21 protein-coding genes and 1 pseudogene are annotated in these 26155 nt (G+C 51.6%); 12 read left to right on the forward strand and 10 right to left on the reverse strand.

Annotation, left to right across the window (positions count from 1 at the left end; all coding sequences use genetic code 11):
* The first annotated feature begins 110 nt into the window (after positions 1–110).
* From cls to argH, 4 genes are all read left to right on the forward strand, one after another.
* Positions 111–1667: a cardiolipin synthase gene (cls, locus tag OLM33_01230; protein MCW1712297.1), complete on the forward strand. Its 1557-nt coding sequence runs from the start codon at positions 111–113 to the stop codon at positions 1665–1667.
* The gene (locus tag OLM33_01235) at positions 1667–2815 is read left to right on the forward strand and encodes a metallophosphoesterase (protein ID MCW1712298.1); all 1149 of its coding nucleotides are present in this window, start codon (positions 1667–1669) and stop codon (positions 2813–2815) included. Before cls ends, OLM33_01235 begins: the two co-directional genes overlap by 1 nt.
* Positions 2805–3773 carry a ribonuclease H-like domain-containing protein gene (locus tag OLM33_01240; protein ID MCW1712299.1) on the forward strand — a complete coding sequence of 323 codons (969 nt, stop codon included), beginning with the start codon at positions 2805–2807 and terminating at the stop codon, positions 3771–3773. The genes OLM33_01235 and OLM33_01240 overlap by 11 nt, the downstream gene beginning before the upstream one ends.
* A 113-nt stretch (positions 3774–3886) precedes the next feature.
* On the forward strand, positions 3887–5302 hold the full coding sequence (argH, locus tag OLM33_01245; GenBank protein ID MCW1712300.1) for an argininosuccinate lyase: 1416 nt from the start codon (positions 3887–3889) through the stop codon (positions 5300–5302).
* A 60-nt stretch (positions 5303–5362) separates the two neighbouring features.
* On the opposite strand, the gene OLM33_01250 is transcribed toward argH, so the two are convergent.
* Positions 5363–6430 carry a branched-chain amino acid aminotransferase gene (locus OLM33_01250; protein MCW1712301.1) on the reverse strand — a complete coding sequence of 356 codons (1068 nt, stop codon included), beginning with the start codon at positions 6428–6430 and terminating at the stop codon, positions 5363–5365.
* 176 nt (positions 6431–6606) lie between these two features.
* Here OLM33_01250 and OLM33_01255 point away from each other — a divergent pair.
* The 5 genes and pseudogenes from OLM33_01255 (at position 6607) to OLM33_01275 (ending at position 11192) form a co-directional block, all read left to right on the forward strand.
* Positions 6607–7996 (forward strand): annotated as a pseudogene (locus OLM33_01255) (phosphomannomutase/phosphoglucomutase).
* Positions 7997–8057: 61 nt separating this feature from the next.
* Positions 8058–8750, forward strand: coding sequence for a hypothetical protein (locus tag OLM33_01260; GenBank protein MCW1712302.1), 693 nt, complete (start codon positions 8058–8060; stop codon positions 8748–8750).
* A gap of 16 nt (positions 8751–8766) precedes the next feature.
* Complete coding sequence (locus tag OLM33_01265; protein ID MCW1712303.1) at positions 8767–9768, forward strand: GGGtGRT protein; 1002 nt, start codon at positions 8767–8769, stop codon at positions 9766–9768.
* Positions 9769–9850: 82 nt separating this feature from the next.
* Positions 9851–10786, forward strand: a complete 936-nt coding sequence (locus OLM33_01270; protein ID MCW1712304.1) for an NrtA/SsuA/CpmA family ABC transporter substrate-binding protein — start codon at positions 9851–9853, stop codon at positions 10784–10786.
* Positions 10787–10922: 136 nt separating this feature from the next.
* Complete coding sequence (locus OLM33_01275) at positions 10923–11192, forward strand: hypothetical protein (GenBank protein MCW1712305.1); 270 nt, start codon at positions 10923–10925, stop codon at positions 11190–11192.
* 72 nt (positions 11193–11264) lie between these two features.
* On the opposite strand, the gene OLM33_01280 is transcribed toward OLM33_01275, so the two are convergent.
* The 6 genes from OLM33_01280 to OLM33_01305 all read right to left on the reverse strand — a co-directional run bounded on the left by OLM33_01280 (position 11265) and on the right by OLM33_01305 (position 19366).
* On the reverse strand, positions 11265–14165 hold the full coding sequence (locus tag OLM33_01280) for an EAL domain-containing protein (protein MCW1712306.1): 2901 nt from the start codon (positions 14163–14165) through the stop codon (positions 11265–11267).
* A 154-nt stretch (positions 14166–14319) separates the two neighbouring features.
* Complete coding sequence (locus OLM33_01285; GenBank protein MCW1712307.1) at positions 14320–15567, reverse strand: glycerate kinase; 1248 nt, start codon at positions 15565–15567, stop codon at positions 14320–14322.
* A 28-nt stretch (positions 15568–15595) separates the two neighbouring features.
* Positions 15596–16036 (reverse strand): hypothetical protein, encoded by a 441-nt coding sequence (locus OLM33_01290; protein ID MCW1712308.1) that lies wholly within the window; start codon positions 16034–16036, stop codon positions 15596–15598.
* Positions 16037–16146: 110 nt separating this feature from the next.
* Positions 16147–17856, reverse strand: a complete 1710-nt coding sequence (locus tag OLM33_01295; GenBank protein MCW1712309.1) for a thiamine pyrophosphate-binding protein — start codon at positions 17854–17856, stop codon at positions 16147–16149.
* Between the two features lie 2 nt (positions 17857–17858).
* Positions 17859–18608, reverse strand: a complete 750-nt coding sequence (locus OLM33_01300) for an FCD domain-containing protein (GenBank protein ID MCW1712310.1) — start codon at positions 18606–18608, stop codon at positions 17859–17861.
* 224 nt (positions 18609–18832) lie between these two features.
* Complete coding sequence (locus tag OLM33_01305) at positions 18833–19366, reverse strand: rubrerythrin family protein (GenBank protein MCW1712311.1); 534 nt, start codon at positions 19364–19366, stop codon at positions 18833–18835.
* Positions 19367–19561: 195 nt separating this feature from the next.
* On the opposite strand from OLM33_01305, the gene OLM33_01310 reads away from it, so the two are divergent.
* Positions 19562–21289, forward strand: a complete 1728-nt coding sequence (locus OLM33_01310) for a 2-oxoacid:acceptor oxidoreductase subunit alpha (GenBank protein MCW1712312.1) — start codon at positions 19562–19564, stop codon at positions 21287–21289.
* An 18-nt stretch (positions 21290–21307) separates the two neighbouring features.
* Complete coding sequence (locus OLM33_01315; GenBank protein MCW1712313.1) at positions 21308–22159, forward strand: thiamine pyrophosphate-dependent enzyme; 852 nt, start codon at positions 21308–21310, stop codon at positions 22157–22159.
* 67 nt (positions 22160–22226) lie between these two features.
* Here the strand turns inward: OLM33_01315 and pdxT are convergent, their stop codons facing one another.
* Together pdxT and pdxS are read right to left on the reverse strand one after the other, a co-directional pair.
* Complete coding sequence (gene pdxT, locus OLM33_01320) at positions 22227–22802, reverse strand: pyridoxal 5'-phosphate synthase glutaminase subunit PdxT (GenBank protein MCW1712314.1); 576 nt, start codon at positions 22800–22802, stop codon at positions 22227–22229.
* Between the two features lie 2 nt (positions 22803–22804).
* Positions 22805–23683, reverse strand: coding sequence for a pyridoxal 5'-phosphate synthase lyase subunit PdxS (gene pdxS, locus OLM33_01325; GenBank protein ID MCW1712315.1), 879 nt, complete (start codon positions 23681–23683; stop codon positions 22805–22807).
* Positions 23684–23802: 119 nt separating this feature from the next.
* Here pdxS and OLM33_01330 point away from each other — a divergent pair, with 119 nt between their 5' ends.
* Complete coding sequence (locus OLM33_01330; protein ID MCW1712316.1) at positions 23803–25173, forward strand: PLP-dependent aminotransferase family protein; 1371 nt, start codon at positions 23803–23805, stop codon at positions 25171–25173.
* Here OLM33_01330 and OLM33_01335 read toward each other — a convergent pair.
* Positions 25166–26077: a DMT family transporter gene (locus OLM33_01335; GenBank protein MCW1712317.1), complete on the reverse strand. Its 912-nt coding sequence runs from the start codon at positions 26075–26077 to the stop codon at positions 25166–25168. The genes OLM33_01330 and OLM33_01335 overlap by 8 nt on opposite strands.
* Positions 26078–26155: the final 78 nt, after the last annotated feature.

Consider the following 26155-nt stretch of genomic DNA (forward strand, 5'->3'; position numbering starts at 1 on the left):
CTCTCCCGTCTATGCAAAGTTGCAGTTACGACTATAAATTATATCAGATATAATAGAATGCTGAAGGGCGTGAGAGACTAATGTGGAAGACGACCAAATTTGTTCTTTTAATGATATTGGCAGCCTTTGTCGCAGGACTCATGCCGACAATAATTGATTTTATCGACAGTACAGTGATCTATTCGGTGAAGGAAGGACTCTCCCTTCACCCCAGGTTTACAGCTGAAATCGCATCCTTCTTCCATGCAGCTAAAAATTATACCTGGCATATCCTCATAGTCTATGCGTTCATAATCGGCATTGTCATTTTCATGGAGGGGCAGAACCCGGACAGGACTATACTTTGGCTCCTGACCCTGGTGCTGATACCGGTCATTGGGGTTATCGTATATATGATCCTGGGTCCTGACCTGAAAAACATAAGGAACAGAAAACTCTTCAAACCGTCGAAGGATATGCCCGTTGACATGACTCCCTTTACTCAGGACAAAAGGTTCCTGATCGGAAAAGCAATACATACTGCCAGCGGAGCAGACCTGACCCTAAAAAACAAAGTGGACATCCTTATCAATGGCGAGGAAACCTTTGGTTCGATCAAAAGCGAGCTCAGGAAGGCAAAAAAATTCATTCACATGCAGTATTACATCATTAAGGATGACGGCATCGGCAGTGAGATAAGGGACATCCTTACGGAAGCTGCTTCAAGGGGAGTGATGGTACGGGTCCTCTATGATGCAGTCGGGAGTTGGAAGCTTAAGCGCGAATATACTGAGGCTCTTAAAAGTGCCGGTGTTGAGTGTCATTCATTCATGCCGGTCTCTTTCCCTATGTTCAGGAGAAAGATGAATTTCCGCAATCACAGGAAAATAATAGTCATCGACGGAGCTGTAGCCTTCACAGGAGGACTGAACATAGGCGACGAATATCTCGGGAAGGGCCGTCTGGGGCACTGGCGGGATACCCATGTGCGTCTTGAAGGGGAGTCTGTGGCCGAGCTTCACAAAATATTCCTTTACGACTGGTGCATGAGATCGGGAGAGGATCCCGACAAGATTTGCGAGGACGTATCGTGCGATGAGTGCGGGAACATGCACGAACAGGATCTCTCCCGCCTTCCCGTCTTACCCCTGCAGGTAGTCGCAAGCGGCATAGACAGCGCCTGGCATTCCATATCGATGGGTTATTTCAGCATGATATCAAGGGCTAGGGAAAGGGCCTGGATAACGACCCCATATCTTGTCCCCGGTCCGATCCTGATGAACGCGATGATGACGGCATCCCTTGCAGGAGTGGACGTAAGGGTGATGATGCCGGCAATAAAAGACCACTTCCTTGTCTTTTGGGGAAGCCGCGGCAACATTGAGCCGCTGCTGAGGGCCGGAGTAAGGGTATTCCGCTACAGAAAAGGATTCATCCACACAAAGACCCTCCTTGCTGATGACGACATATCCTCGGTGGGCACATGCAACATGGATGTAAGAAGCCTCGAGATCAACTTCGAAAACCAGCTCTTCATATATGACAAGGGGCTCAACGGGGAATTTGCACAACACTTCCTTGCCGATATCGAGGATTCTGAGGAACTGCATCTGAGCGAGTGGGAAAAAAGACCGATATGGCAGAAGATACTTGAGTCCTTCGGAAGATTGTATTCGGCGCAGATATAATGAACGACAGGGCATACGAGAAAAGATTTTCGGAACATCCGATACTTTGGGTGATATCCGGCGCGGCAGTGATCTTCATGCACATCTTCATTTACGCGAGGATCGCTGCGGCTGCGGGCGGAAAAATGATCAGTCTGGCGTGGCTGATATGGAGCATCCTGATGATGCTCGTCCTCTACGTTTCGAGAAGGACTGAGAGGATCAGTTCAGACGAAGGAAGAAAATGGACCGACAGGGTCGGCGGAGTCTGGATGTTCTTCGTTCTCATAACATTTCTCTCGTTTTTGCTTATCGACCTGATACAATACTTCACCTCATTCAAATTATCGGGGGCGTCTGAACTCTCCGCAGCTTTCGTCATGGGACTGGCTGTGACGGGAATGGGCATAAAGCAGGCCAACACAGTACAGAAAACTATGATCAGAGTGCCGACCTCCAAACTTCCCGAGGGCTGTAAAAGGCTCAGGATAGTACAGCTGACTGACCTCCACCTTGGCCCCTTCGTCGGTCTGCCCCTGCTCGCCCAGATACTGCGGAAGGTAAGGGAGGCGGACCCTGACATCGTAGTAGTGACCGGAGATCTGGCCGACGGAAAACTTGCCGGCCGGAGGCGTGAGATATCGATGCTGAAACGTATAAAGCCCAGATTCGGAATGTATGCCGTTCCAGGCAACCATGACTATTATGACGATATCGACGAAGCCGTCTTCTTCATGGAATCCGCGGGAATGAAGGTCCTGAGGACCGAGGCTGCCGAAACGGGCGGGATCATAATAGCAGGCGCAGATGACAGGGATCATCTTGTAAAGGGACAGTGGAACCTCTCACGCTCTGAGACCCTTGTTCTATCTTACGAGAGGGAGCAGAGGGATAAATTCCTTCTTCTGCTGAGGCACCGCCCCATTGTGGAAAAGGGTACCGAGGGGCACTTCGACCTTCAGCTCTCAGGGCATACCCACGGAGGACAGCTTTTTCCCCTGATCTCTTCCAGGCACAGGATCGCAGGATATACCAGAGGTCTGAAAAAACTCAAATGCGGAGGGTGTCTTTACGTAAGCAACGGTGCGGGATTCGTCGGTCCTCCCGTCAGGCTGTTTGCACCGCCTGAGATAGCAGTTATAGATCTGGTGAGATCAGATGAAGGATAATATGGGGCGCGATACTGAACTCTTCGGAAGGCTGGACGCCTTTCTTCCCGACGATTTCGAAGGTCCGGTGATCCCTTCCGGATCCCGACTTCCCAATGAGGTCGATGTTTTGGGACTTCCCGAAGGAAAATGGACGGCCAGGGGAGTATACAGGATGGAACGCGTGATCCCTTACGGAAGGCAGTACGGGCACAGGGCCCTTACAGATACCTCGCCATCAGGCGAACTCCTGTCCTTCTGGGGAGGAAAGAAGCGGTCGGTCTACCTTGACCTTGAAACCACGGGCCTTTCCGGGACCAGAGGTGCCTACGCCTTTCTGGTGGGGCTCGGCTTCAACGGAGAGGGATCCTTCCGGGTGGTCCAGCTCTTTATGGCGGGACCGGCATGGGAGAGGAACTGGCTCAGAGCACTTGAGTCGGAGCTCCCCGAGAATGATTACGGACTGGTGACTTTCAACGGCAGGTCCTTCGACCTACCCATCCTCAGGATCAGACACAGGCTCGCAAAGTCCGCTCCCTGCTGGGAAGGCAGACCTCACATGGACCTGCTCATGCTTGCGAGGCACTTTTACAGAGGCAGGCTTCCTTCCTGCTCACTTTCAACGGTCGAGCAGAGGATCCTCGGCGTTCACAGAAGCGGCGAAGATGTGCCCGGAAGGGAGATACCGCGGATATATACCAACTTCCTTGCAAGCTCGGATGCCTCGCCCCTTAGAGGTGTCTTTTACCATAACGCGCTTGATGTGATATCCATGGCTGCCCTTCAGGTACACATCGGCTTCCTTGCCGAGATGAGGGGGACGACCGGAAACGATATGATAAGATGCGGCGACCTCTGGGAAGAGGCGGGGATGCTCGAGATCTCAAAGAAAGCATGGACCAGGGCCCTTGATTTCAGGGACTCTGAAAGCGAGGCAAACTCAAGGCTTGCCCGGTTCCAGGAATTGGAGGAAGAGTGACCGGAACAGGATCCGAGCTGCCCCACCCAAATAAGTGCTGTTATAATAGTTTCCACCCTTATCGGATCAAATTCTGGCAAAGATGCCAAAGAAAGCAAAGGACGGGATAGATGATGTGGAAAGGCCGATTTTCTCAGGACACGGACGAAGCAGTCCAGAAATTTACGCAGTCACTCGATCTGGACTGGATCATGGCCCTTGCGGACATAAGGGGAAGCATTGCTCATGTCCGTATGCTCGGCCACGTGGGACTGCTTTCTTATGAAGAGGCATCGATCATAGAAAAAAACCTCTCCCTGATAGCAGATGAGATCAAAAGTGGGGAATTCATCCCCAAAGTATCTCTTGAAGATGTGCATATGAACGTAGAATCAAGGCTGACAGAGCTTTGTGGTGCAACAGGCGCCAAGCTTCACATGGGACGCAGCCGGAATGATCAGTCCAATACAACTGTCAGGCTCTATCTGCGCAAGGAACTTCTCAACATATGGGACGGTCTCAAAGAGCTCATATCGGTACTTCTGAAAAAAGCCGGGGAACAGACTGAAACGGTCGTCCCCGGATACACTCACCTCCAGCAGGCTCAGCCGATCTCAATGGGACAGTTCTGGATGGCGCATGCCCACGCCTTCATGAGGGATGCAAAACGACTTTTCGACGCCTATGATTCGGTGGATGAGTCCCCGCTCGGCTGCGGGGCGCTGGCGGGATCGACCCTCCCCCTTGACAGGGAGTTCACCTGCAGGGACCTTGGCTTCTCCTCGGTATCGGGAAACAGCATGGACACCGTGGCCCACCGCGATCATTTTATGGATGTACTGTACTTCGCGGCCGTCTTCGGGGGCCATGTGAGCAGGCTTTCGGAAGACCTGGTCATATATTTCTCTTCCGAGTTCGGCTGGGTGAAGCTTCCTGACTCCTTCTGCACAGGCTCCAGCATAATGCCCCAGAAAAAGAACCCGGATGTCCTTGAGATACTCAGGGGGAAGGCCGGGCAGCTCAACGGCGCGCTGATGGACCTCCTTACCATGACAAAGGGGATACCCCTTACATACAACCGTGACCTTCAGGATGACAAGCGCTCGCTGCTCAGGACGCTGGAATGTCTGCACGGAATATTTTCAGTGCTCCCGTCCCTGATCAGTGAGGTCGAAGTGGACGAGGAGGCGGCAAAGAGGGGGTTCAGCGACGGACTGATCCTTGCAACGGATGTTGCCGAATACCTTGTTCTTCAGGGAGTACCATTCAGGAACGCCCATGAAAAGGTCGGCCGGATAGTGAGATACTGTCTGGACAGCAAAAGGCCTCTGACATCTCTCACCCTGGAAGAGTGGCAGAACCACATCCCTGAAGTCAGGGAAGACCTTCTCCCGCTGCTCTCTCCAAGAAGATCGATGGAGAGGAGAAATACTTTGGGAGGGACCTCCCCGGACCAGGTCAGAAGGCAGATAGAGAATCTCTCGCTCAAGCTTATGATGTTCGACAGGGAGGCAAATGATTTCAGGGACAGGATCCCCGAGGGATACTGATAACACATAAGGGCCGCCGAAAAAGCTGGCGGCCCCTGATTTTTTTATTGCAGCTGAAGGCTAGACTACCGGGACTGTCCAGCCGAACGGATCCGGCCTCTTGCCCCACTGGATACCCGTAAGTTCATCGAAGAGCCTCTTTGTAAGATCTCCTGTCTTGAAATCATTGATAATGAACTTTTTGTTGTCATAGGCAAGCTCGCCTATCGGAGAAATTACCGCAGCCGTTCCGCAGCACCAGCACTCCTCAAGACGGCCGGTGTTTATCGCGTCAAAAAGCTCATCCAGGCTTATCAGGCGTTCTTCTACGGGGATATTCCATGACTTGAGTATCTCTATCAGGGATTTTCTTGTTATACCTGCAAGGACGGAGCCAAGAAGAGCCGGAGTAACGACCTTGCCGTCGATCTTGAACATTACGTTCATCCCGCCGGCTTCCTCGATATATTTCCTCTCCACTCCGTCAAGCCAGAGGACCTGTGAGTATCCCTGAGCCTCAGCCCTCTCTCCGGCGCGCAGCGATGCCGCGTAGTTGCCGCCGCACTTTGCAAAGCCCGTTCCTCCCTTTACGGCCCTTACGTCGTCCTTCTCTATCGCAATGCGGACGGGGTTGATCCCTTCCTTGAAGTACGAGCCGACCGGGCACGTAATTATCGAGAAGATACAGTGGTGCGGTGTGTGGATGCCCAGCTGTTCGTCCGTGCCGAACATGAAGGGCCTTATGTAGAGCGACGTTTCCGGTTCGCTCGGGACCCAGTCCTGATCCACTCTCACGATCTCCTTCAGTGCCTCCATCATCATCTCTTCGTCGATCTGTGGCAGACACATGCGCTCAGCCGATATATTCATCCTTTTGACGTTTTCGATGGGCCTGAAGAGCTGCACCTTTCCTTCGGGGGTACGGTAGGCCTTCATCCCTTCAAATATCTCAGGCGCATAGTGGAGCACTGTCGCAGCCGGAGATATCATAAAAGGGCCGAAAGGAACGATCCTGGGATCGTACCACCCCTTCTTCTTTTCGTAGTCCATGACAAACATGTGATCCGAGAATACAGTCCCAAATCCTATCTTGCTGACGTCACATTTCGGTTTTGGTGCGGAAGTTTTTTCGATCCTTATCTTCTCCATGTCATCATCTCTTTGTCGGAAAAATTTTATAACTGTTCAATAAGGAAGAATGAAAATTATCTCATGTAAATATTATATAAGAACTTTGTCACCAAGTCTATTGAGGCCGGTCACTGGAGTAATATATGCCATTAGTCTATAATTGTACATCAGGCCACATTAATGGGGGTGTCCATATGGCTTTCGTGCCGGAACACATATTCAGGGAATATGACATAAGGGGTATCGCGGATACCGAGCTTACGGATGAATTCGTTATGTCCGTTGGTTATGCGTTCGGGACATGGCTCTTGGCCAGGGGCGTCAGAAAAGCGACCCTGGGCGGCGATGTCCGTCTTTCGACGACAAGGATCAAGGCTGCCGCTGCCGCTGGGATGATGAAGGCCGGGATAAGCGTTACGGACATCGGCTTCGTTTCGACTCCGACGTTCTACTGGAGCATGTATCACCTCGGTGCTGACGGCGGCCTCATGGTGACGGGAAGCCACAACCCGAAAGAATTCAATGGCCTGAAGGTCGCATACGACAAGGCTACCCTCTGGGGCGACGACATCCGGGAGATCATGAGGATAATAAAAGAGGACCGCATGGTAACTGCCGATGACCCCGGATCACTTCGCTTTGCCGGGATCAACGAAGAGTATCTGGACATGCTTGTCTCGAAGATAAAACTGGGGCCGCGCAAACCCAAGATAGTCTGTGACTCTGGCAACGGCACGGCAGGGATATATGCCCCCCGAATTCCTGCGGAGGATAGGCTGTGATGTTGCCGAACTCTACAGCGAACCGGACGGAACGTTCCCCAATCACCATCCTGATCCCACTAAGAGAGAAAACCTTCCCAAACTCATTGAGACTGTCCTTGCGGAAGGAGCCGATCTCGGTGTAGGTTTTGACGGTGACTCGGACCGTATAGGCGTGGTAGACGACAGGGGTGAGATCATTTGGGGCGACAGGCTGATGGCCCTCTTCTGGCAGGAGATCCTGCCGAAAAACCCGGGTGCTGTAGCAATTTGCGAGGTCAAAAGCTCAATGGCGCTTCCAGAAGAAGTGATCAGGCTCGGCGGGAGGCCGATCTGGTGGAATTCCGGCCACTCTCTTGTAAAGGCGAAGATGAGGGAGGAAAAGGCCCTCTTTTCAGGAGAAGTCTCCGGCCATATGTTCTTTGCGGACGAGTACTACGGGTACGACGACGCCTTCTATGCCACAGGCCGGCTCTGCAGGATCCTCTCCCACAGCGATAAGAAATTGTCGGAGCTCATGTCTGTGATCCCGGTATATCCTTCAACTACAGAGACAAGGTATGACTGCTCCGACGACAAAAAATTCGGGGTCGTGGAAAGGGTGAAGCAAAGGGCGCTTTCCGAAGGCCTGGAGACCATAACCGTGGATGGGGTCAGGATAGTATATAACGACGGCTGGGGACTGGTGAGAGTCTCCAATACTCAGCCTGTGCTTGTCGCGAGGTGCGAGGGGCGCACTGAAGATGTGCTGGCGAAGATATGTGCAGACATGAAGAAAAGGCTGACCGAGGCAGGCAGCCCCCCGTTTGAATGGGAGTACTGAGATACTGACTATAGAGTGCAATGGAAATATATCCACAAAATCACTATGGAGGATGAGTCACATGCAATGTTCAAGAGAGATCGAAGAGATGGTATGCGTTGCAAAGGGGGCAAAACACGGCCCTGCCCCTATTCCCCAGGAAGGAAAGTGGGTAGAGTCGAAGCAGATCTCAGACATCTGCGGCTTCACCCACGGTGTGGGCTGGTGTGCGCCGCAGCAGGGAGCATGCAAGCTGACGCTGAATGTCAAGGAAGGGATCATCCAGGAAGCACTCGTTGAAACTATCGGCTGTTCAGGAATGACCCACTCGGCCGCCATGGCCGCGGAGATACTTCCCGGGAAGACACTTCTTGAGGCCCTCAACACGGATCTTGTCTGCGATGCGATCAACGTTGCATTGCGCGAACTTTTCCTTCAGATTGCGTACGGCAGAAGCCAGAGCGCTTTTTCAGAGGGCGGCCTGCCCCTGGGAGCCGGCCTTGAAGACCTTGGAAAGGGACTTCGCTCCCAGGTCGCGACTATGTACGGGACCCTTCCGAAGGGAGTCAGGTATCTGGAAATGGCTGAGGGCTACATCACGGAACTTGCCCTGGACGAGAACAGCGAGGTCATAGGCTATAAATACGTCCAGCTCGGAAAGATGATGGAAGCCATACGCAAGGGAGTGGATCCGAAAGAGGCGCTGGAAAAGAACACCGGCACCTACGGTCGTTTCGCTGAAGCAGTGAAAGTGATAGATCCGCGTAAAGAGTAAAAAGGGGGAGAGAATAATGGTCACATTTGAAGGCTGTGCTAGGAGAATGGGGCAGATCGGCCCCTTTCTTGAGAAGATAGGGCTCGGTGATCTTGAAGAGGCGAGGACCCTCTGCCTTTCCCGCGGGATAGATGTCGAACATATAGTCAAGGGAGTTCAGGCGATCGCATTTGAGAACGCTGTCTGGGCATATACGCTTGGTGCGGCTGCAGCTTTGAAGGCGGGAGTCCGGACAGCAGCGGAAGCTGCTGAAAAGATCGGTGAGGGCCTTCAGGCTTTCTGTATCCCGGGTTCTGTCGCTGATCAGAGAAAAGTCGGCCTCGGGCACGGAAATCTGGCAGCGATGCTTCTTCGGGAGGAGACGAAGTGCTTCTGCTTCCTAGCCGGACATGAATCGTTCGCGGCAGCAGAGGGAGCGATAGGCATAGCAAGGACTGCCAACAAGGTGAGGAAGGAACCGCTCCGGGTCATACTCAACGGGCTCGGCAAAGACGCGGCATACATAATCTCCCGCATAAACGGCTTTACCCTTGTTGAGACGAAGTATGACTATTATACGGGTGCGCTGAAGATAGTTGAGGAACGCCCCTTCTCCTCAGGTGAAAAATCGAAGGTCCGCTGCTTTGGGGCCGATGATGTGAGCGAAGGCGTGGCAGTGATGATCCACGAGGGCGTTGACGTTTCCATCACTGGAAATTCTACCAACCCGACCAGATTCCAGCACCCCGTTGCGGGTACATACAAAAAATGGACAGTGGAGAACGGGAGGAAATACTTCTCTGTTGCTTCCGGCGGCGGCACCGGCAGGACGCTCCACCCCGACAACATGGCAGCCGGACCGGCCAGCTACGGCATGACCGACACGATGGGCCGCATGCACAGCGATGCGCAGTTCGCCGGCTCCTCTTCCGTCCCGGCGCATGTCGAGATGATGGGCCTGATCGGAATGGGCAACAATCCGATGGTCGGAGCTACTGTAGCGGTCTCAGTTGCAGTAGAGGAGTCCCTTTCGAAATAACACAGACAGATGCCTGAGAGCAGACATTATCGGGGGCCGGCGGTGGATGCCGTTCCCCGATGATTTTTAGGAGCTGATGACTTTGCTGAAAAAAACGGCTTTGATGGTGATCTTTTTACTTTCTCTCTCCGGTGCGGCAGGAGCACGAGAGAGGGAGATCAGGATAGCGATGTGGAAACTCCCGCTGAACCTCCCTGCGATGGCAGCTGCGGATGGCAGGGTCTACGAAAGGTCCTTTGAGGGGGAGTACAAGATCAGGTATATCGATCTTCCCTCAGGGCCCAAACAGGTGCAGGCTATGGCTGCCGGAGAGCTTGACATTGCGGAGGGGCTAGGTGCCGCTGCCGCCCTTGTAGGGATAGCCAACGGGGCAGATATCACGATAATCGGGGCAAACAGCAGATCTCCGGAAGCATTTGCGATCGTGGTCAAAAATCCCAAAATAAGATCGGTATCAGAACTGAAGGGAAAAAAGATCGGCGGATTGAGGGGTTCTGTCGTCCATCAGCTCTTTGTGGAGCTGATGAATAAAGAGGGGATCTCAGAGAAGGATGTCGAGTTTTATTCCATGACCCTCAGGACCGCAGCTTCCTCGCTGATAGCCGGCAGGGTGGATGCAGCTCTCCTTGCGGGCACGGAGATACTGAGGGCTGAAAAAGGAGGCTGCAGGATACTTTCAGACGGAAAGGGACACATTGACGGACTCAGCCTCATCGTTGCAGGCCGGAAGTTCGCGGACGAAAACAGGACTGCGGTAGAAAAATACCTCACGGAACGGGAAAAGATCCGCATAAAGGCAGTTGAGTCTTTGCCGGATAATATGCCGATGCTGAAAAAAGAGACAGGCCTCTCTGAAAAAGAGATAATAAAAATGTTGTCAAAATATGATTACTTTACGGGAATTACTAAAAAAGACGTAGATGAGCTTAAAAAAACTGCAGAGTACTTAAAAAAAGAGAATATTATTAAACATATTCCCAATATAAATGATATTCTCTGGAAAAGTTCGTCTTTATAATTTAAAATCATTTTATATTTTTGAAATTTAGCTTCTCTTTACAAGAGAGAGCATTTTAGTTATACTCAAAACGTTATATCTTGATGCGTAGAAGATATAAGTAATTTGAATAAAATAAGAAAGGAATGATCATATTATGGCAAAACCGAAAAAAGAGGGTTCTCCAAAGAGAGTAAGAAGAAGCCCCGAAGTTCTTATGAAAGAACTTGATGAGAAAATGAAGAAACTTGAGGGCAGGATATACAAAAAGAACAAAGAAGCGGTACATCATATAGGAACAGCGATACTCAAAAAGGCTAAATTTGATTTTTCCAATTTTTCTGATTCTGATCTTGAAGATATTGTGAACATGACCCCAAAAGGAACAGAAATGATTGCTGATATCATCCGTAAGGCTTCGGAATAAAATATACTGTCGTTAAAACATAGGGAGAGCGGACATATGATCATCCGCTCTTTGTTGTTTTTTATCTCTTCATCAGTTCAGATATTTTTCTTCGAATTCACTGAGCGACAAGGGCTTTGAATAGTAATAGCCCTGAACGATGCTGCATCCGAAACTCTTTACGAAATCGAGCTGTTCTTCGGTCTCTATCCCCTCAAAGACGACCTGCATCGAGTTCTGTTTGAATGCGTTTACCAGCCCTTCGACCAGGTCATGCGAGAGTTTGCCCAAAAGCCCCCTCTGTACGAAATCTCTGTCGAGCTTCAGGACGTCGATCTCAAGCATCTGGAGAAGCGAAAGGGATGAATACCCTGACCCGAAATCGTCGATCGAAAGCCTGAATCCATAGTCTGACAATTCCCTGCCGCGCGACTTCACCAGGTCGATATGCTGCGCCGCGACCGACTCGGTCAATTCGAGCTCGAGCATGTCCGGCGGAACGTCGTGCCGCTGAGACATGATCTTCAGGTATTTTGTGAAGTTGCTTCCAGCTATGTCCAGATATGAAAAGTTGCATGAAAGGGGCAACGGCTTCCTGCCCTCATCCTTCCATTTCCTGAGGGTCCTGCAGACCTCGCCGAACATGTACATGTCTATCTTAGTAATGAAGCCGCTCTTTTCAAAATAGGGTATGAAAAGGTCGGGAAGTACGATCTCTCCATCTGGCTTTATCCACCTCACGAGGGCCTCCGCTCCTACAGGTCTGCCGGTGTAACAGTCGACCTTTGGCTGGAAATAGGGCATGAATTCGCCATTTCTCAGCGCCTCCCTCATTGACGACTCTATCTCTTTTTCCTTGTTGATCCTGCTCAGTATTTTCCTGTCGTAGTAAGCATAAGCTGTCTTGTGCTTCTGTTTGATAGTGTTCTTGGCGAACGTTGCGTTATCCACTGCAGCGTCTACAGAAATTTCGCGGTCCTCAATAAGGTAGACCCCTCCGTTGAATATCAGGCTATAGCCCTTTTCTCCCTTTGAAGTGAGATTCTCCAGTTCGCCGAACAGGATCTTTATCCTTATGTCTATCGATTTGAACTTTTCATAGCTGAGGAGTATGACGAAATGGTCTGCCGTCACCCTTGCGAAAGTCTCCCTTGAGCCCTCGAGCACCTTTTCCAGTGCAGAAGCGACCTTTTTAAGGACTCTGTCGCCCTCTTCGTAGCCGAACGAGCTGTTTATGAACTTGAACTCTACTATGTCGATAAAAAGCATTGCAAAATTGACACCCGGGTTTTCCTTTATGATACCAGGGACTTCCTCTTTAAAACTGTTGTAGTTTTTGAATCCGGTCAGGGAGTCATAGTAGAGCAGCTTTTTAAGGTGCTTCTTGTCAATGGATTTCGAAATTGCGACCATCGTTGTCCCGATGACCAGCAGGATGAGCAGGAGGGTGATCCCCTTTGCCAGCTCCACATGGTGTTCATATATCATGTCAATGAAGGATACCTTGCCCCTGCTGTAGCTGTGTCTGATAATGATCCCGTTTATAGCCTCTTCCGGGATAGAGTTGATAGCCTTGTTTATTATTGATACGAGTATCGGGTCGCATCTTTTGGAGATGCCGAAAGAGACCTCTTCGTTAAGTTCTCCGTAGTTGATCGTGTAGAGGCTGCTGTAGTGGGGAAGGCTGATGAGATAATTTGCAACGTATGAATTTGCGAAGGTAGCCGATACTTTGTTATGTACAAGGGCGTCAAAGCACTCTTCCTGAGATGCGAGATATACGGTATCGTCAAATTTGTGGAAGGACTCTACGACTTCAGAGAGGAAATAGTCCCTCGGAAGGGCGATCTTCTCTTCTATGTTGCCGCTCTTTCTGTTCATCACCATCACTATCGGGGCATTCAGAAACGCCTTTGTCAGCCTGAAGTTGTTTTTCGCCCCCCAGATGAAGCTCCTGTTCACGCCTGTGAGAATGTCGATCTCTCCGTCGCGCATCCTCCGGAGCGCTTCGTTCCAGGAGGGGGAATGGCTAATTTTCATTTTCAGTCCCGTGTACTCCTCAACAAGTTTCAATATTTCCGAGTTTATCCCCGCCATTTGCTTGTTCCGCTTGTCGTAATACTCGAAAGGCTGCCACCCGGGGTCGTAGGAGACGACAAGCACGGGAGACTGTTCGATGAACTCCTTTTCCTTCAAAGTGAGGATGGATTCCCATGCCAGGTTCTTCCCGTAATGTTTTTTAAAAAGGTCGTTTCTGAAGGAGGGGTCCATGAGCATAATGTTCTGCATAGCGCTGTCGATCTTCAGAAGCAGCTCCCTGTTGCCCTCAGCTACGGCAAAATAGAAGGGCTGTTCGGGAAAGGCCTTGATTAATTTAAGATCCCCCGGGATGTTGTTCCCTGAGATCAGGGCCCCGTCGACCGAACCCTCTTTCAATGCCTCTATGAGCTTTCCCGCCGTATCGAATTTCACCAGATCCGTCGTTGCTCCGGAATCAGATATGCTTCTTTTCAGGATCTGGACTTGTCTTATCGGGGCAAACACCCCGATACGTTTCCCGTTGAACGAACTTAAGTCATCCGGTGAGATGCTTTCCCTGCTCTTGAGTACATATAGCCCCACTCTGCATGAACCCGATTCCCTTGTAGAATAATCGACAAGATCCTTGATCTCGTCGTTGTAATGGACATGGCTGATAATGTCGACCCGGCCGTCCGAGAGCCTCTCGAGGGACTCCTTTTCAGTTCCGGGGGCGAATTCCAGCTCCCAGTTGTAGTATTGTGAGATCTCCTGAAGATAGTCATAGCTGTAGCCGTATTCGTTGTTTTCTGGCGATATGTGGGCGGATCTCTCGTGCGTGGAGTATCCCACCCGTATCTTCAGCAGCTGATCTTCTGCAGCTCCGGACGCGTTGGCGAAGAGGGCCTGGAAAATAAATACTCCAAGCACTATCAGGAAAAAGCTTTTGACTGCTGCTCCGGTCCTTCCTGACATTGCCACCACACCTTTGATCCATATGGGAAAGTCTTTGTTTTGATTCTATGTCAGCTTAAAAGCGCTATTTTATTATAATGGTTTTGTTGGCATGATAAAAGCTTTCAAATTATGGAATAAAGCCATATTACAAGTGAAGTTTTAAACTTATGGTCTAAGCAAGGGCGATCACTAAATCGTTTACATTCGTGCCGGTTGGACCGGGTTTGAACAATGCTCCCGCCGCTTCCAGGGCGGTGTAAGAGTCGTTGTCCTTAAGCATCTTCATGGGGTCGCAGCCCGCAGCACGGATCTTTTCCCATGTTGAGCCGTCAACTATGCCCCCGGCGGCGTCTGTGGGACCGTCCGTACCGTCTGAACCTGCGGAGAGGATCACTATGCCTTTCTTCCCGGAGATCTGCTCTGCCGCTGCAAGCGCGAGCTCCTGGCTTCTTCCGCCTTTTCCGCCGCCGGTCACCCTTACGGTGGTCTCTCCCCCCCATATCAGACACCTTTTAAAGCCGGGGCCGTACTTAACGAACTCATCAAGCGCATATCTGGCAACATTCCGTCCTGCCTGTTCAGCTTCTCCCTCAAGCCTCTCCGTAACTATGTCAGTCAGGTAGCCGCAGTTTTCTGCAGACCTCTTTCCAGCCCGGCAGAGACCGGCTATGTTGCCTGCCATCCGAAATGTGACATTGTCCAGAGATTTTGGGGTCTCGGATCCCGGTGCGGAAAGGATCTCCTCATGGACCTTTATCCCGTACTTTTCAAGTACATACAGCGCATCTTCCGATGTCGAGGGATCAGATGACGCAGGCCCGGCAGCTATCATGTCAAGCCTGTCGCCCAATACGTCCGAAAGAGTTATCTGGTATATTTTTGCCGGCGCGCAGTGAAGGGCGAACCTTCCACCCTTTACTGACGACAGGTGTTTCCTTACGGTATTGAGTTCGTCGATACTCGCTCCTCCAAGGAGCAGTGCCGAAGTTATATCTGTCAACGACTGAAGCGAGAGCCCGGGAAGAGGTTTTTCGAAGAGTGAGGATCCTCCTCCCGAGACCAGGAAAAGAACTGTTTGTCCAGCTTCAAGGTTTCCGGTGATCTCCAGTATCCTCTCTGTCGCCCTGAGCGTTTCTATGTCCGGAAGCGGGTGCCCGGCCTCATAAATCTCTATTCCCGGGATGGGTCCGCGGGAGTGTCCGTATTTTGTGATTATTGCGCCGCCTCTGATCCGTGCCCCGAGTTCTTCCGCCGCGGCCTTTGCCATGGTCCACGAGGCTTTCCCGATGCCGATGAGGATCATATCGCTGCCGGGCAGACCTGTGGAGAGGGCTTTTTTTACCGCTGAGTCCGGCAGCATGTCATTGACTGCCCGCAGGAATATGTCAGCTGCGTCTTTTCGCTTCCCGGTTTCCGTCATGTCCGGGCCCCGCTCTGCTTTTTGCCGTCTAGAGCTTTATGTCGATTATCGCCGTCACTCCGACTCCCTGTACGCGTTTGAACTGCTGGAGCGGATTTTCGGAGTCGATCGGGATCAATGCCTGCGCCCGGATCCTGTTGAACTCGCCCTCAAGCTGGCCGACTGCCTTCACTCGGTCAACTGCGGCCTTTGTGACTCCACCGACCTGTGCGGCTCCTATCCTTGTCCCGTTGCCTATCGATACTATAGGGACGACTTTGGTGTAGCCGTCAAACTTTACTCCCTTGTTGAATGTCAGGGTGTTGATAAAATCGTTCAGCTGAGGACCTATTGCTTTCACAAGCGCTCCTCCGCCGAATATCAGGGCCCCATCCTTCAGTATGTCGCCGATACTTGCATAGGCGAAGGGCGCAGCCAGGAACATGGAACATACGATAAGCGCTGCTGCTATGGTTTTTCTGGTTTTCATTCAAAGCACCGTCCTTTCTTTTATGGAAAGATGGTAAAGCTTTGAAAGCCTCTTTGCATCGGCATTTTGAAGTAATAATGCGTCATGGGGACATCTGCTTCTGCTCATTCTCAGTAACAGCAGGGTATGCCGTTTTTCTCCGCACTCTCGATCCATCTCGGCACCGGCGGGACAAGTTCAGTCTCATCAGGGACGGGGACCTCTATAAGTACCGGGCCGCTGTACTCCATAGCCTCTTTTAATACCGGCATTATGTTCTTTGGATCATCGATCTTATATGACCTCACGCCGAAGGCTTTGGCCACCCCCGCGTAATCGACCTTTCCGAAGTTTGTGGCGAAGAAGTCCGAGCGGTATATATGCTGCGTCTCCCCCTTGATCCAACCGAAAACGTCGTTTTGGAAGACGATCATTTTTATGTTCAGCCCGAGTCTTGAATATGTCTCCAGTTCGCCGCAGTTGAAATGGAAACTGCCGTCACCGCCCATCGCGAAGACGGTACTGTCGGGATATGCAACAGCCACTCCCACTGCTGCCGGCAAAGAGTAGCCCAATGCGCCGTTTGTGTAGTTTGAGACAAACATACGTCCCTGCCTTTTCTGGACGAGGAAGGCCGCGGAGAATATGCTTGCCATCGAAGGTTCAACGACTACAAAGCTTTTTTCCGGAAGCAGCGCCTCCAGTTCTTTCACAAAACGGATGGGGTTTATCGGAATGCCGGTGCATTTGCACGGCACCTCCGTCGATCTGTCGAGCTCCGCCATCGCGGGGGCTGTCTCTGCGGCATTTCCGGCCCTGCCCCTGATCCCGGACTCACTTATCCTTTGGAGCATGTAACTCAGTGTGGCCTTTGCGTCGCCGACCATGACTGCTTCTGTTCTGTAGCTGTTCGATGCGTCCACGCCGTCGATGTTGAGGCTTATGATCTTTGGTCCCGCTGCAGAAAGGGGCAGCTTCCAGCCGTCGGTCCCCGCTGAATCGGTATTGGAGCCTATAAAAAATACGAGATCCGCGGTCTGAAGGAACCTGTTGGAATAACTGGTCCCCCCCCTGGCTCCCACGAGGCGGATCGAGAGGGGATGTCTTTCCGAGATAGTTCCCTTCCCTGTCATGGTGCAGCCGACAGGGATGTTCAGCATCTCTGCAAGAGCTGCCACTTCATCTCCTGCGTCTGATACAAGCGCGCCCTGTCCGCATACGATGACGGGCCTTTTTGCCGCTGCAAGCAGCTCGATCGCCTTTACTACCTGCTTAAGATCCGCTATAGGACGCTGGTAAGGCCACCTCGCCATGCATGGGTCGGGATAGAGGTCGCTGACCTCGGCCTCTTCTTCATAGACGTCCATCGGTATCCTCATGTGGACAGCACCCGGCCTTCCGCTCACTGCCACTCTGAAGGCTCTTCTTATCAGAAAGGGCAGGTCCTTAGCCCTCGTGACGAGGATGCTCTCCTTTGTTATCGCGCTGTAGAGGCTGTTCTGGTCAAATCCCGAGAGCATGTTTTTCTTGTCGCTGTTGAAAGGAACGTCTGATGTCAGGCACAGCGTCGGCACTGAGCCTGTGAAGGACTCGATCACTCCCGGAACGGGATGGCCGGCACCGGGACTGGGTGCTTCGCTCACCCCGACCTTGCCGGTCACTTTGGCGTAAGCTTCTGCCATAAAGGCTGCCGAGCGCTCATCATGTGTCAGTATGTGAGTAATACCGGGGCATTTGAGCCATTCCCTGTATAATCCGAGCGTCGTCTCTCCGGGCAGGCCAAAGACATGTTTTATCTCGTGAAGCTTCAGCATATGGAGGAGGATCTGCGCGCCTTTCATTCTCAATTCATGCCCCCTCTTTCCAATTTCATCTGCAAAGCCGTAAAATTGCCCACATTTTCTATCACATCCGTCAGATGTTCTTCCATCAGGTCCGCAGCCTTTCGGGGGGCCCTCTCCTTTATTGCCTTCAGTATATTTTCGTGGGATACATTGAGCGGGGTATCATAGATCCTGAAGGTCTCGATGAAGAAGATCTGCCATTCGACCGAAAGCCCTATGAATTCATACATAATTTTGAGAAGAGGTATGCGCGCTATCCTCATGATCTCCCGGTGAAAATCAGCGGAGATGTCGGCATAATAGCTCTTCCTCTCCATCTCTCTGTACTGCTGTTCGATGACCTCCTCAAGTTTTGCAATGTCTTCGGGCGTGGCTTTGAGAGCGGCCTGGATGGCCGCCTCCCGTTCGATCGCCTTTCTTGCCGTAAGGATGTCTGTCATTGAATGGCCCTTAAGATTTCCTGAATTATTCATCAGAATATCCAATGTCCCGGCTGCCTCCCTGGCATTCCGCAATGAGGAAAGTTTTTTGATGCCCTCGTGGGTGGCGACATGGCCTCTGAAGCCGACCCTTTTCAGGAAGCCTCTTTCTCTGAGCGATCTCAGGATCCTTCCTGCTCCCGCCTCGCTGATCTTTATTCCCCTCTCCCGGAGCATTATGGAGACAGAACCTGCTCCGAGGGGGACATTCGAGGTCTCTGCCGCTTCAAGGACCATCAGGTTGATCCGGTCCTCCTGGTATGAACGCAATTTAATGACACCCCCGCAAATTGCCATAGTCTTTTGCGTCCGACCACTCATCAATTCTGAGCAGCCATGATTTGTTATTATATTAAAGAAATTTGACAAGCGCAATCAAAAAATCAAAAAGATCCGTAGGGTAATTTTGCAGGGTAATTTTGCATAAAAAAGGGGGCGGCTTTGCCGCCTCCTTCAATGTTTCAGATTTTTTTGAAGTGGTGTCATTTAAGAATTTACCAGTTTTTGGCCCGGATCTCGAAGTGCGCCTGCGGATGATTGCAGACCGGGCATTTTTGGGGAGCTTCCGCGCATTCGAAGATCGCCCCGCAGTTGCGGCATTTCCAGAATACCTTTCCGTCCTTCAGAAAGACATGCCCCTCTTCGAGGTTTTTCGCGAATTCTTTGTATCGCTTTTCGTGTTCTGCCTCCACCTTGGCGATGTTTCTGAACATTTCCGCAAGTTCCCTGAAGCCCTCTTCCTCGGCCTCTTTTGCCATCCTCGGGTACATGTCGTTCCACTCGTAATTTTCGCCTTCAGCAGCCTCCACTAGGTTCTCTGCTGTCGAACCGATGCCTGAAAGTGCCTTGAAGTGGAGTTTCGCATGCTCCTTCTCGTTGTCGGCCGTCTCAAGGAAAATGGCGGCTATCTGTTCGTATCCTTCTTTTTTTGCAACAGATGCAAAATAGGTGTATTTGTTGCGCGCCATTGACTCCCCTGCAAAAGCTTCCCACAGGTTCTTCTCTGTCCTGCTTCCTTTGATTTCCATCGTTATGCCTCCGTATCCCTATGATATTTGCTGCAACCATTATTTTATAACTATTTTATTTTATGTCAAAATATGTCAGTAATTATCCTCTGCGGTTACTTGAAGGGCTCAGGCTCTCAATGTATACTCTTGAAACCGTTCAAGAAATTGTCCAATTTTAATTTTTAACATTAAGGAAGCCAAGGAGGGAACAATATGGAAAAGATCCATGCACCCGGATCTGAGGTGACCATTTCTTTTTGCGCAGCGGCGGGGCTGGGACTTCAGACTGCCGAAGACCTTGCCAGGCAGATGCTCACAAAAGCCGGGTATTATGTATTCTCCACCCGGGAATACATGTCGAGGGTTAGAGGAGGAAACAATTCCACCCAGATAAGAGTATCCGGCAAACCTGTAAGAGCGTACCTTGACCGAATAGACTGGCTCTTTGCCCTCTCTCCGCAGCTTCGCCCGAACATAACCGAAAATATCACCGATGATACGAAGATATTGGGAGATGCTTCGGCAATGGAGAAAGAGATCGCTTCATTAGGCAGGAAAATGATAGACCTGGATCTTGCCAAAAGGGCGTCAGACCTTGGGAGTCCGAAATTCTCCTCAATGATAGTCGCTGGTTTCATAGCGGGTATCTTCATGCTGGGAGAAGATTCTGCAGATATTTTCATAGAAAAGCGCTTTAAGGATCCCGATCTTTCGGGCAAAAACAAGAAGGCTTTCAGGGTCGGACACGAGCTTGGAAAGGATCACGTCGGAGGAAGGCCGATCCTTCAAGTGCCGGCCAAGCCTGAAAATGACGAAGTCTTTCTCGATGGCAACAGCGCAGTGGCACTTGGGGCCGCCTCCGCGGGATGTAATTACATAACTGCCTACCCGATGTCGCCCGGCACCGGGGTCTTCTCATATTTTGCAAAGAATGCCAAACTTTTTTCTGCTGTAGTCGAGCAGGTGGAGGATGAGATCTCTGCGATAAACATGGTCGTAGGGGCCGCTTATGCAGGAGCAAGGGCCATGACTACCACTTCGGGAGGCGGATTTGTACTGATGTGCGAAGGCCTGAGCCTTGCAGGAATAACCGAGACTCCGGTAGTGGTCCACCTGGCGCAGCGGCCCGGACCTGCGACCGGACTTGCCACAAGGACGGAACAGGCTGACCTTGAACTTGCTCTCTACGCGGGACACGGAGAATTCCCGCGCGCGCTCTACGCCCCGGTAAACGTTGAGAGCGCTTTCAGGATCGCAGGACATGCATTCCATACTGCTCACAAGTACCAGGTACAAACCGTCATACTGACTGACCAGTACCTTCTTGATACAGGCTATGATGTAAAGAGGCCCGATCCCTCTTATGTGCCTGCACCCATATCACCTGTCAAGACTGGCATCAACTACAAAAGATATGCCTTCCCTGCCGAAGGCGAGTATGTGTCGCCCTTCGGAGTGCCGGGATACGGAGGAGGGTTCGTGTCTTTCGACAGCCATGAACATACCGAGGATGCCCATATAACCGAGGACAGGATCCTGAGGAAGCGTATGGTCGAAAAAAGGCTGAAAAAAATGGAGGCCATGAAGATGGAAGCGCTGCCTCCCATAGTCATAGGCCCCGAAAAATATGATACAGCCGTCGTATGCTGGGGGTCGGTATTCGAGCCTTTAAAGGAGGCGATGGAGATACTTGGCAGCAGGAACACCGTTCTCGTTGCCTGTGAGCAGGTTTATCCGCTCTCTGAGGAACTGTGGCGGATAATCAAATCTCCCTGCAGGAAGATATTCGTCGAAGGCAATGCCACAGGACAATTCTCCCGTGTCGTACGTTCACAGACGGGCACAGGAGCCGACGAACTTATTCTTAAATATAACGGATTCCAGTTCACAGTCGAAGAGCTTGCTGCAGAGCTTGGCAGCCTCCTCGGCGCAAAGTCATAGGAAAGGGGAGTGACGGGAATGATCAGGACAGCATTTGATTACACAGGCGAGATATCATGGTGCCCGGGCTGCGGTGACTATAAGATCCTGGAGTCTCTCAAGACGGCCCTGGATGAACTCGGACTGGATCCGCATGAGGTGGTGGTCGCTTCGGGAATAGGGCAGGCAGCCAAGATGCCGCATTATATCAAGTGCCACTGCGTAAACGGCCTTCACGGCCGTTCCCTTCCCCTCGCCGCAGGCATAAAGGCCTCCAACAGAGCCCTCACGGTCATTGCCGTGGGCGGCGACGGCGACATGTACGGAGAGGGCGGGAACCACTTTATGCATGCCATAAGGAGAAATCCCGACATCACCAATATCGTATGCAACAACATGATATACGGCCTCACAAAGGGGCAGGGATCCCCCACGACAGCTATAGGCATGAAGACCTCTACCCAGCCCTTCGGCGTTACGAGCAAGCCGCTGAATCCGCTGCTGCTGGCGCTTTCCTGCGGGGCGACATTTGTGGCCCGCGCATCGGCCGCCGATGCGGATAGAACTAAGAATATCATTGTGAAGGCGATAAAGCACAAGGGTTACGCACTGGTGGACATATTCCAGCCATGTGTCTCATTCAACAAGGTGAACACCTGGCAGTGGCTCTCAAAGAGCACCAAATGGCTCGATGAGGACAGGGATGCGTCAGACAAACTGGAGGCGATGAGGCTCTCAATGGAGACGGACCCCTACCCGCTCGGGATAATATACAGAAGCGAACACGAAAAGACTTTCGAAGAGAACCAGGCCCCCTATGAAACCGGCGACGATACCCCCCTGTACGCGAGGACGCCCGCTCTTGAGAACATTAGGAAGCTCCTTGACTGACCTCAGGCATTAATGCAACAAGTGAGAGGGCCGGGCGAAAACGCACGGTCCTCTCACTTGAATGATCCTACGGTATCATCGAAAGAAAGTAGGAATGGACTGTAAGATCATCGGTGACCTCGGGATGGAAAGATGTAACGAGCATGTTGGCCTCTCTTGCCGCCGTTATCGCCCCATCTTCGGAGGAAAGCACGACAACATCTTTTCCTGCCGAGGATATGTAGGGAGCCCTTATGAAAGACATCGGAATATCTCCCATTCCTGCAAAATCCCCGGTTGTCATGAAGCTTCCCAGCTGTCTTCCGTACGCATTGCGCCTTACGGCTATATCCATTACTGCAAAGTGCTTCCTGTCGTCGTTCTCTATCCTTTTAGCCAGGAGTACCATCCCCGCGCATGTGCCATATACAGGAAGCCCTCCCCTTATCAGCGGCAGGATCAAATCGAAAAGCCCCGATTCCCGGAGCAGTTTGCCCTGAGCGGTGCTCTCTCCTCCGGGGAAGATCAGCCCGTCAATATTTTGGGAAAGATCCAAGGAGGAGCGTATCTCCCTGACCGACACCCCAAGTCTGCCAAGAGCTGAACAGTGTTCCTCAAAAGCTCCCTGGACAGCAACTACCCCTACGGTGAAAATTTTTCCCATCCTTATTTTCCGCGCTCCGCCATCAGTACCGCTATTTCTTTCTCGTTGATGCCGACCATCGCCTCACCAAGGTCCTCCGACACCTCTGCAAGGACCTTCGGGTCCAAGTAGTTTGTCACAGCCCTGACTATTGCGGAGGCGCGCTTCTTCGGGTCGCCGGACTTGAAGATCCCGCTTCCTACGAATACTCCTTCAGCGCCCAGCTGCATCATGAGAGACGCATCTGCCGGAGTGGCTACACCTCCTGCGGCAAAGTTGACTACCGGAAGTCTTCCCTCTTCATGTACAGAGAGTAGAAGTTCGTAGGGGACCTGAAGCTCTTTGGCGGCCTCAAATATCTCATCCCTGCGCATTGAGCTGATCCTGGAGATCTCTGCGTTCATGGCCCTCAGGTGGCGGACTGCCTGGATAACGTCGCCTGTGCCGGGTTCGCCCTTTGTCCTTATCATGGTGGCGCCTTCAGCTATGCGGCGGAGGGCTTCCCCGAGATTTCTTGCTCCGCAGACAAAAGGCACCCTGAACATCGTCTTGTCGATGTGGTAGACGTCGTCGGCTGGGCTCAGCACTTCGCTCTCGTCTATGTAGTCGATCTCGATGGCTTCCAGTATCTGTGCCTCAACAAAGTGGCCTATCCGGCACTTCGCCATTACGGGTATGGAAACTGCGGCCTGGATGTTCTTTATCATTTTGGGGTCGCTCATCCTTGAGATACCGCCTGCCTGCCTTATATCGGCGGGTATCCTTTCAAGGGCCATCACCGCGCACGCTCCGGCTTCTTCTGCTATGCGCGCCTGTTCGGGGGTCGTAACATCCATTATGACTCCGCCCTTGAGCATTTTTGCAAGGTCTCTGTTCAGCTTTACCTGTTCGCTTGTGATCATGGTGACAATTCCTCCTTGTGGATATTCTGATGATGTTCTATTATTTATATGTCTCAATTGTCATTTAAACAATGTACAGATCATATTATTTTTAACATGACAGATTGGAGGCTTTTGCATTGATATGCGATTTCATTTCCATTGAGAGCGATTCTGGTATCCCGATGTGGAAGCAGATATACGAGGGGGTAGCTGAAGCGATCGGGAGAGGAATGATAGGCGCTTCCGAACGGCTGCCCTCTGTTCGCGAACTCTCTGATTCGCTTGGCGTAAGCCGTTCTCCGGTCGAAAACGCTTACATACACCTTCAGCTCGACGGCCGCATCGAAAGCAGGCCCAAAAGCGGATACTTCGCGCTCAAAAGGTCCGGAGAGGCCGTGCGGGAGGAGGTCCGGGAGCCGGCACCGAAGCAAAGTGTGAAATATGACCTCTGCAGTACGGGGATAGATTCAGATACTGCAGATATTCCGGTTTGGAGAAAGCACCTCCGCGCAGCCCTGAATATGCAGGAAAAGATAATTTCGGCGGGAGATCCTCAAGGTGAGCGCGAACTCAGGGATGCTCTGGTCAGATACTGTTTTGAGGCGCGAAAAGTCAAGGCGTCGTCAGACCGTATCGTTATAGCCTCAGGGACTCAGCAGCTGTTGACAGAACTTTGCCGGATGGCCGGAAATGCGGGAGTCGTCGCTGCGGAACGGCCGGGATATGCCCGTGGGGAACGGATATTCCGTGACTTCGGCTGGAAAGTTGAGTACATAGGAAACGTGGGGGAAATGCCCGGCGTGCGCCTCAGAGAGGGGAATTACGACCTTTTTGCGGATATCACATCCAATCGGCCCCGGATGCCCCTTTCACAAATTTCCAGAAGACGGAAAGAGCTCCTCGACTGGGCTGAATATGACGATTCATACATACTCGAGGATGACTACAACGGCGAGCTGCGCTATTTTTCCCGATCGGTCCCTTCACTCCAGGGAGCTTCTCCCGAAAGAGTCATATATATTGGAAGCTTTTCAAGGCTTCTCCTTCCCTCAGTCCGTATTGCCTACATGGTCATACCCGGCGGCCTTGCGGAGAGGGCGGGCATAAAAAGTTCACTTTACGACCAGACCTCCAGCAAGATAGAACAACTTGCCCTTGCGAATTACATTAATGACGGACACCTTGAAAAGCATATAAGGAGAAGCAGAAAGGCGTATCAGATCAAGAGCAGGGAGATGCTGAGAATTATCGGCGAAGCCTTTGAAGAGAAGGTCCGGTACGAGCTTCTTGAGACTTCCCTCTGCGTAGCTGTAACTTTCGGATCGAAGTCTGCTCCGGAAGAGCTTTCAGCGGCGGCACATTCAGAAGGGATAGCCGTAGATCAGATATCCTGTTCTGCCGAAGAGGGGCTTCTTACGGCCAACCTCTCTTTTTCAGCAATACCGTGCGGATCTATCAGGCCGGCCGTTCAGGCGCTCTGCTCGGCCTGGAAGGAACACATCAGGTAAGCTGTCCGCCCTTTGCGCCGTTCTCCCTGTACTTTTTTCTGAGGGCCGGGAGTGCTTCCACGATCATGACCCCTGCCAATATCATAGCCGAAGCTATGAATATTCTGAACGTCATCGGTTCGCCTATGAACATCACTCCGGCCACAGAGCCGAATACCCCGGAAGTGGAGAGCAGAATGGCCACATGTGTGGCATTCGTATATTTTTGGGCAACAGTCTGTATTACAAGCGTCAGTGCGAAGCCTATGGTACCGGTGTGGATAAGGGCCAGCCATGCCTTGAGAGGGATATGTGCGGGAAAGGGCTCGAATATTGCTGCGGCAGCCACTGCCAGGAGCATTCCTCCGAAAGCCTGCCAGCACGTCAGCGCGTATGGATCAACGCCCCTCACGTACTTCTGAACAAGCAGTATGTATATCGTAACAAAAACGCATGAAGCAAAACTTAACAGGTCTCCGAGATTGACCGAGAGGTCCACGTCAAGCATAAGGCCTACCATGCCGGCAGTGCAGAGCAATACAGAGAGTACCACATGCCAGCCTGGGAATTTTTTTGTGATGATCCAGACGGAGAGCGGCACCAGGACCACTGACATGGAAATTATAAAGGACTGGTTGCCTGCGGTAGTGTAAAGCAGGCCTACGGCCCCGCAGAGGTAAGCGCAGATGAAGACCATCCCGACAAGAGTGCTCTTCAGCCGCATCTCCCGAGGCAGGAGAAATGCTTTTTTTCCGAAAAATATCATCACTGTCGCCCAGGCTATCGCAAAACGCAATCCGCAGAACCAGAGCGGGGTGATCCCTTCGAGTGCGTCCCTTATGACAACGTTTGTTGTTCCCCATATCAGGGCGACAAGCAGTATCCCAAGATCGCCCAGAAGCATATAAAGCCTGTTCCTGTCCACTAGAAAAGCCTCCTAACAAGTAAGCACGGTCCCTATTTTAACCCTTTACTTTAAAAAACTAAAGGATAAAAGTCCGAT

This window comes from Synergistaceae bacterium DZ-S4 (genome assembly GCA_025943965.1).
Taxonomy (GTDB): Bacteria; Synergistota; Synergistia; order Synergistales; family Synergistaceae; genus Caenicola; species Caenicola nitritireducens.

Excerpts from the sequence above, each read along its gene's own strand:
- cls (MCW1712297.1), top strand. The coding sequence starts at position 111 with ATGATATTGGCAGCCTTTGTCGCAGGACTCATGCCGACAATAATTGAT.
- OLM33_01235 (MCW1712298.1), top strand. The coding sequence starts at position 1,667 with ATGAACGACAGGGCATACGAGAAAAGATTTTCGGAACATCCGATACTT.
- OLM33_01240 (MCW1712299.1), top strand. The coding sequence starts at position 2,805 with ATGAAGGATAATATGGGGCGCGATACTGAACTCTTCGGAAGGCTGGAC.
- argH (MCW1712300.1), top strand. The coding sequence starts at position 3,887 with ATGTGGAAAGGCCGATTTTCTCAGGACACGGACGAAGCAGTCCAGAAA.
- OLM33_01250 (MCW1712301.1), bottom strand. The coding sequence starts at position 6,430 with ATGGAGAAGATAAGGATCGAAAAAACTTCCGCACCAAAACCGAAATGT.
- OLM33_01260 (MCW1712302.1), top strand. The coding sequence starts at position 8,058 with ATGCAATGTTCAAGAGAGATCGAAGAGATGGTATGCGTTGCAAAGGGG.
- OLM33_01265 (MCW1712303.1), top strand. The coding sequence starts at position 8,767 with ATGGTCACATTTGAAGGCTGTGCTAGGAGAATGGGGCAGATCGGCCCC.
- OLM33_01275 (MCW1712305.1), top strand. The coding sequence starts at position 10,923 with ATGGCAAAACCGAAAAAAGAGGGTTCTCCAAAGAGAGTAAGAAGAAGC.
- OLM33_01280 (MCW1712306.1), bottom strand. The coding sequence starts at position 14,165 with ATGTCAGGAAGGACCGGAGCAGCAGTCAAAAGCTTTTTCCTGATAGTG.
- OLM33_01285 (MCW1712307.1), bottom strand. The coding sequence starts at position 15,567 with ATGACGGAAACCGGGAAGCGAAAAGACGCAGCTGACATATTCCTGCGG.
- OLM33_01290 (MCW1712308.1), bottom strand. The coding sequence starts at position 16,036 with ATGAAAACCAGAAAAACCATAGCAGCAGCGCTTATCGTATGTTCCATG.
- OLM33_01295 (MCW1712309.1), bottom strand. The coding sequence starts at position 17,856 with ATGAAAGGCGCGCAGATCCTCCTCCATATGCTGAAGCTTCACGAGATA.
- OLM33_01305 (MCW1712311.1), bottom strand. The coding sequence starts at position 19,366 with ATGGAAATCAAAGGAAGCAGGACAGAGAAGAACCTGTGGGAAGCTTTT.
- OLM33_01310 (MCW1712312.1), top strand. The coding sequence starts at position 19,562 with ATGGAAAAGATCCATGCACCCGGATCTGAGGTGACCATTTCTTTTTGC.
- OLM33_01315 (MCW1712313.1), top strand. The coding sequence starts at position 21,308 with ATGATCAGGACAGCATTTGATTACACAGGCGAGATATCATGGTGCCCG.
- pdxT (MCW1712314.1), bottom strand. The coding sequence starts at position 22,802 with ATGGGAAAAATTTTCACCGTAGGGGTAGTTGCTGTCCAGGGAGCTTTT.
- pdxS (MCW1712315.1), bottom strand. The coding sequence starts at position 23,683 with ATGATCACAAGCGAACAGGTAAAGCTGAACAGAGACCTTGCAAAAATG.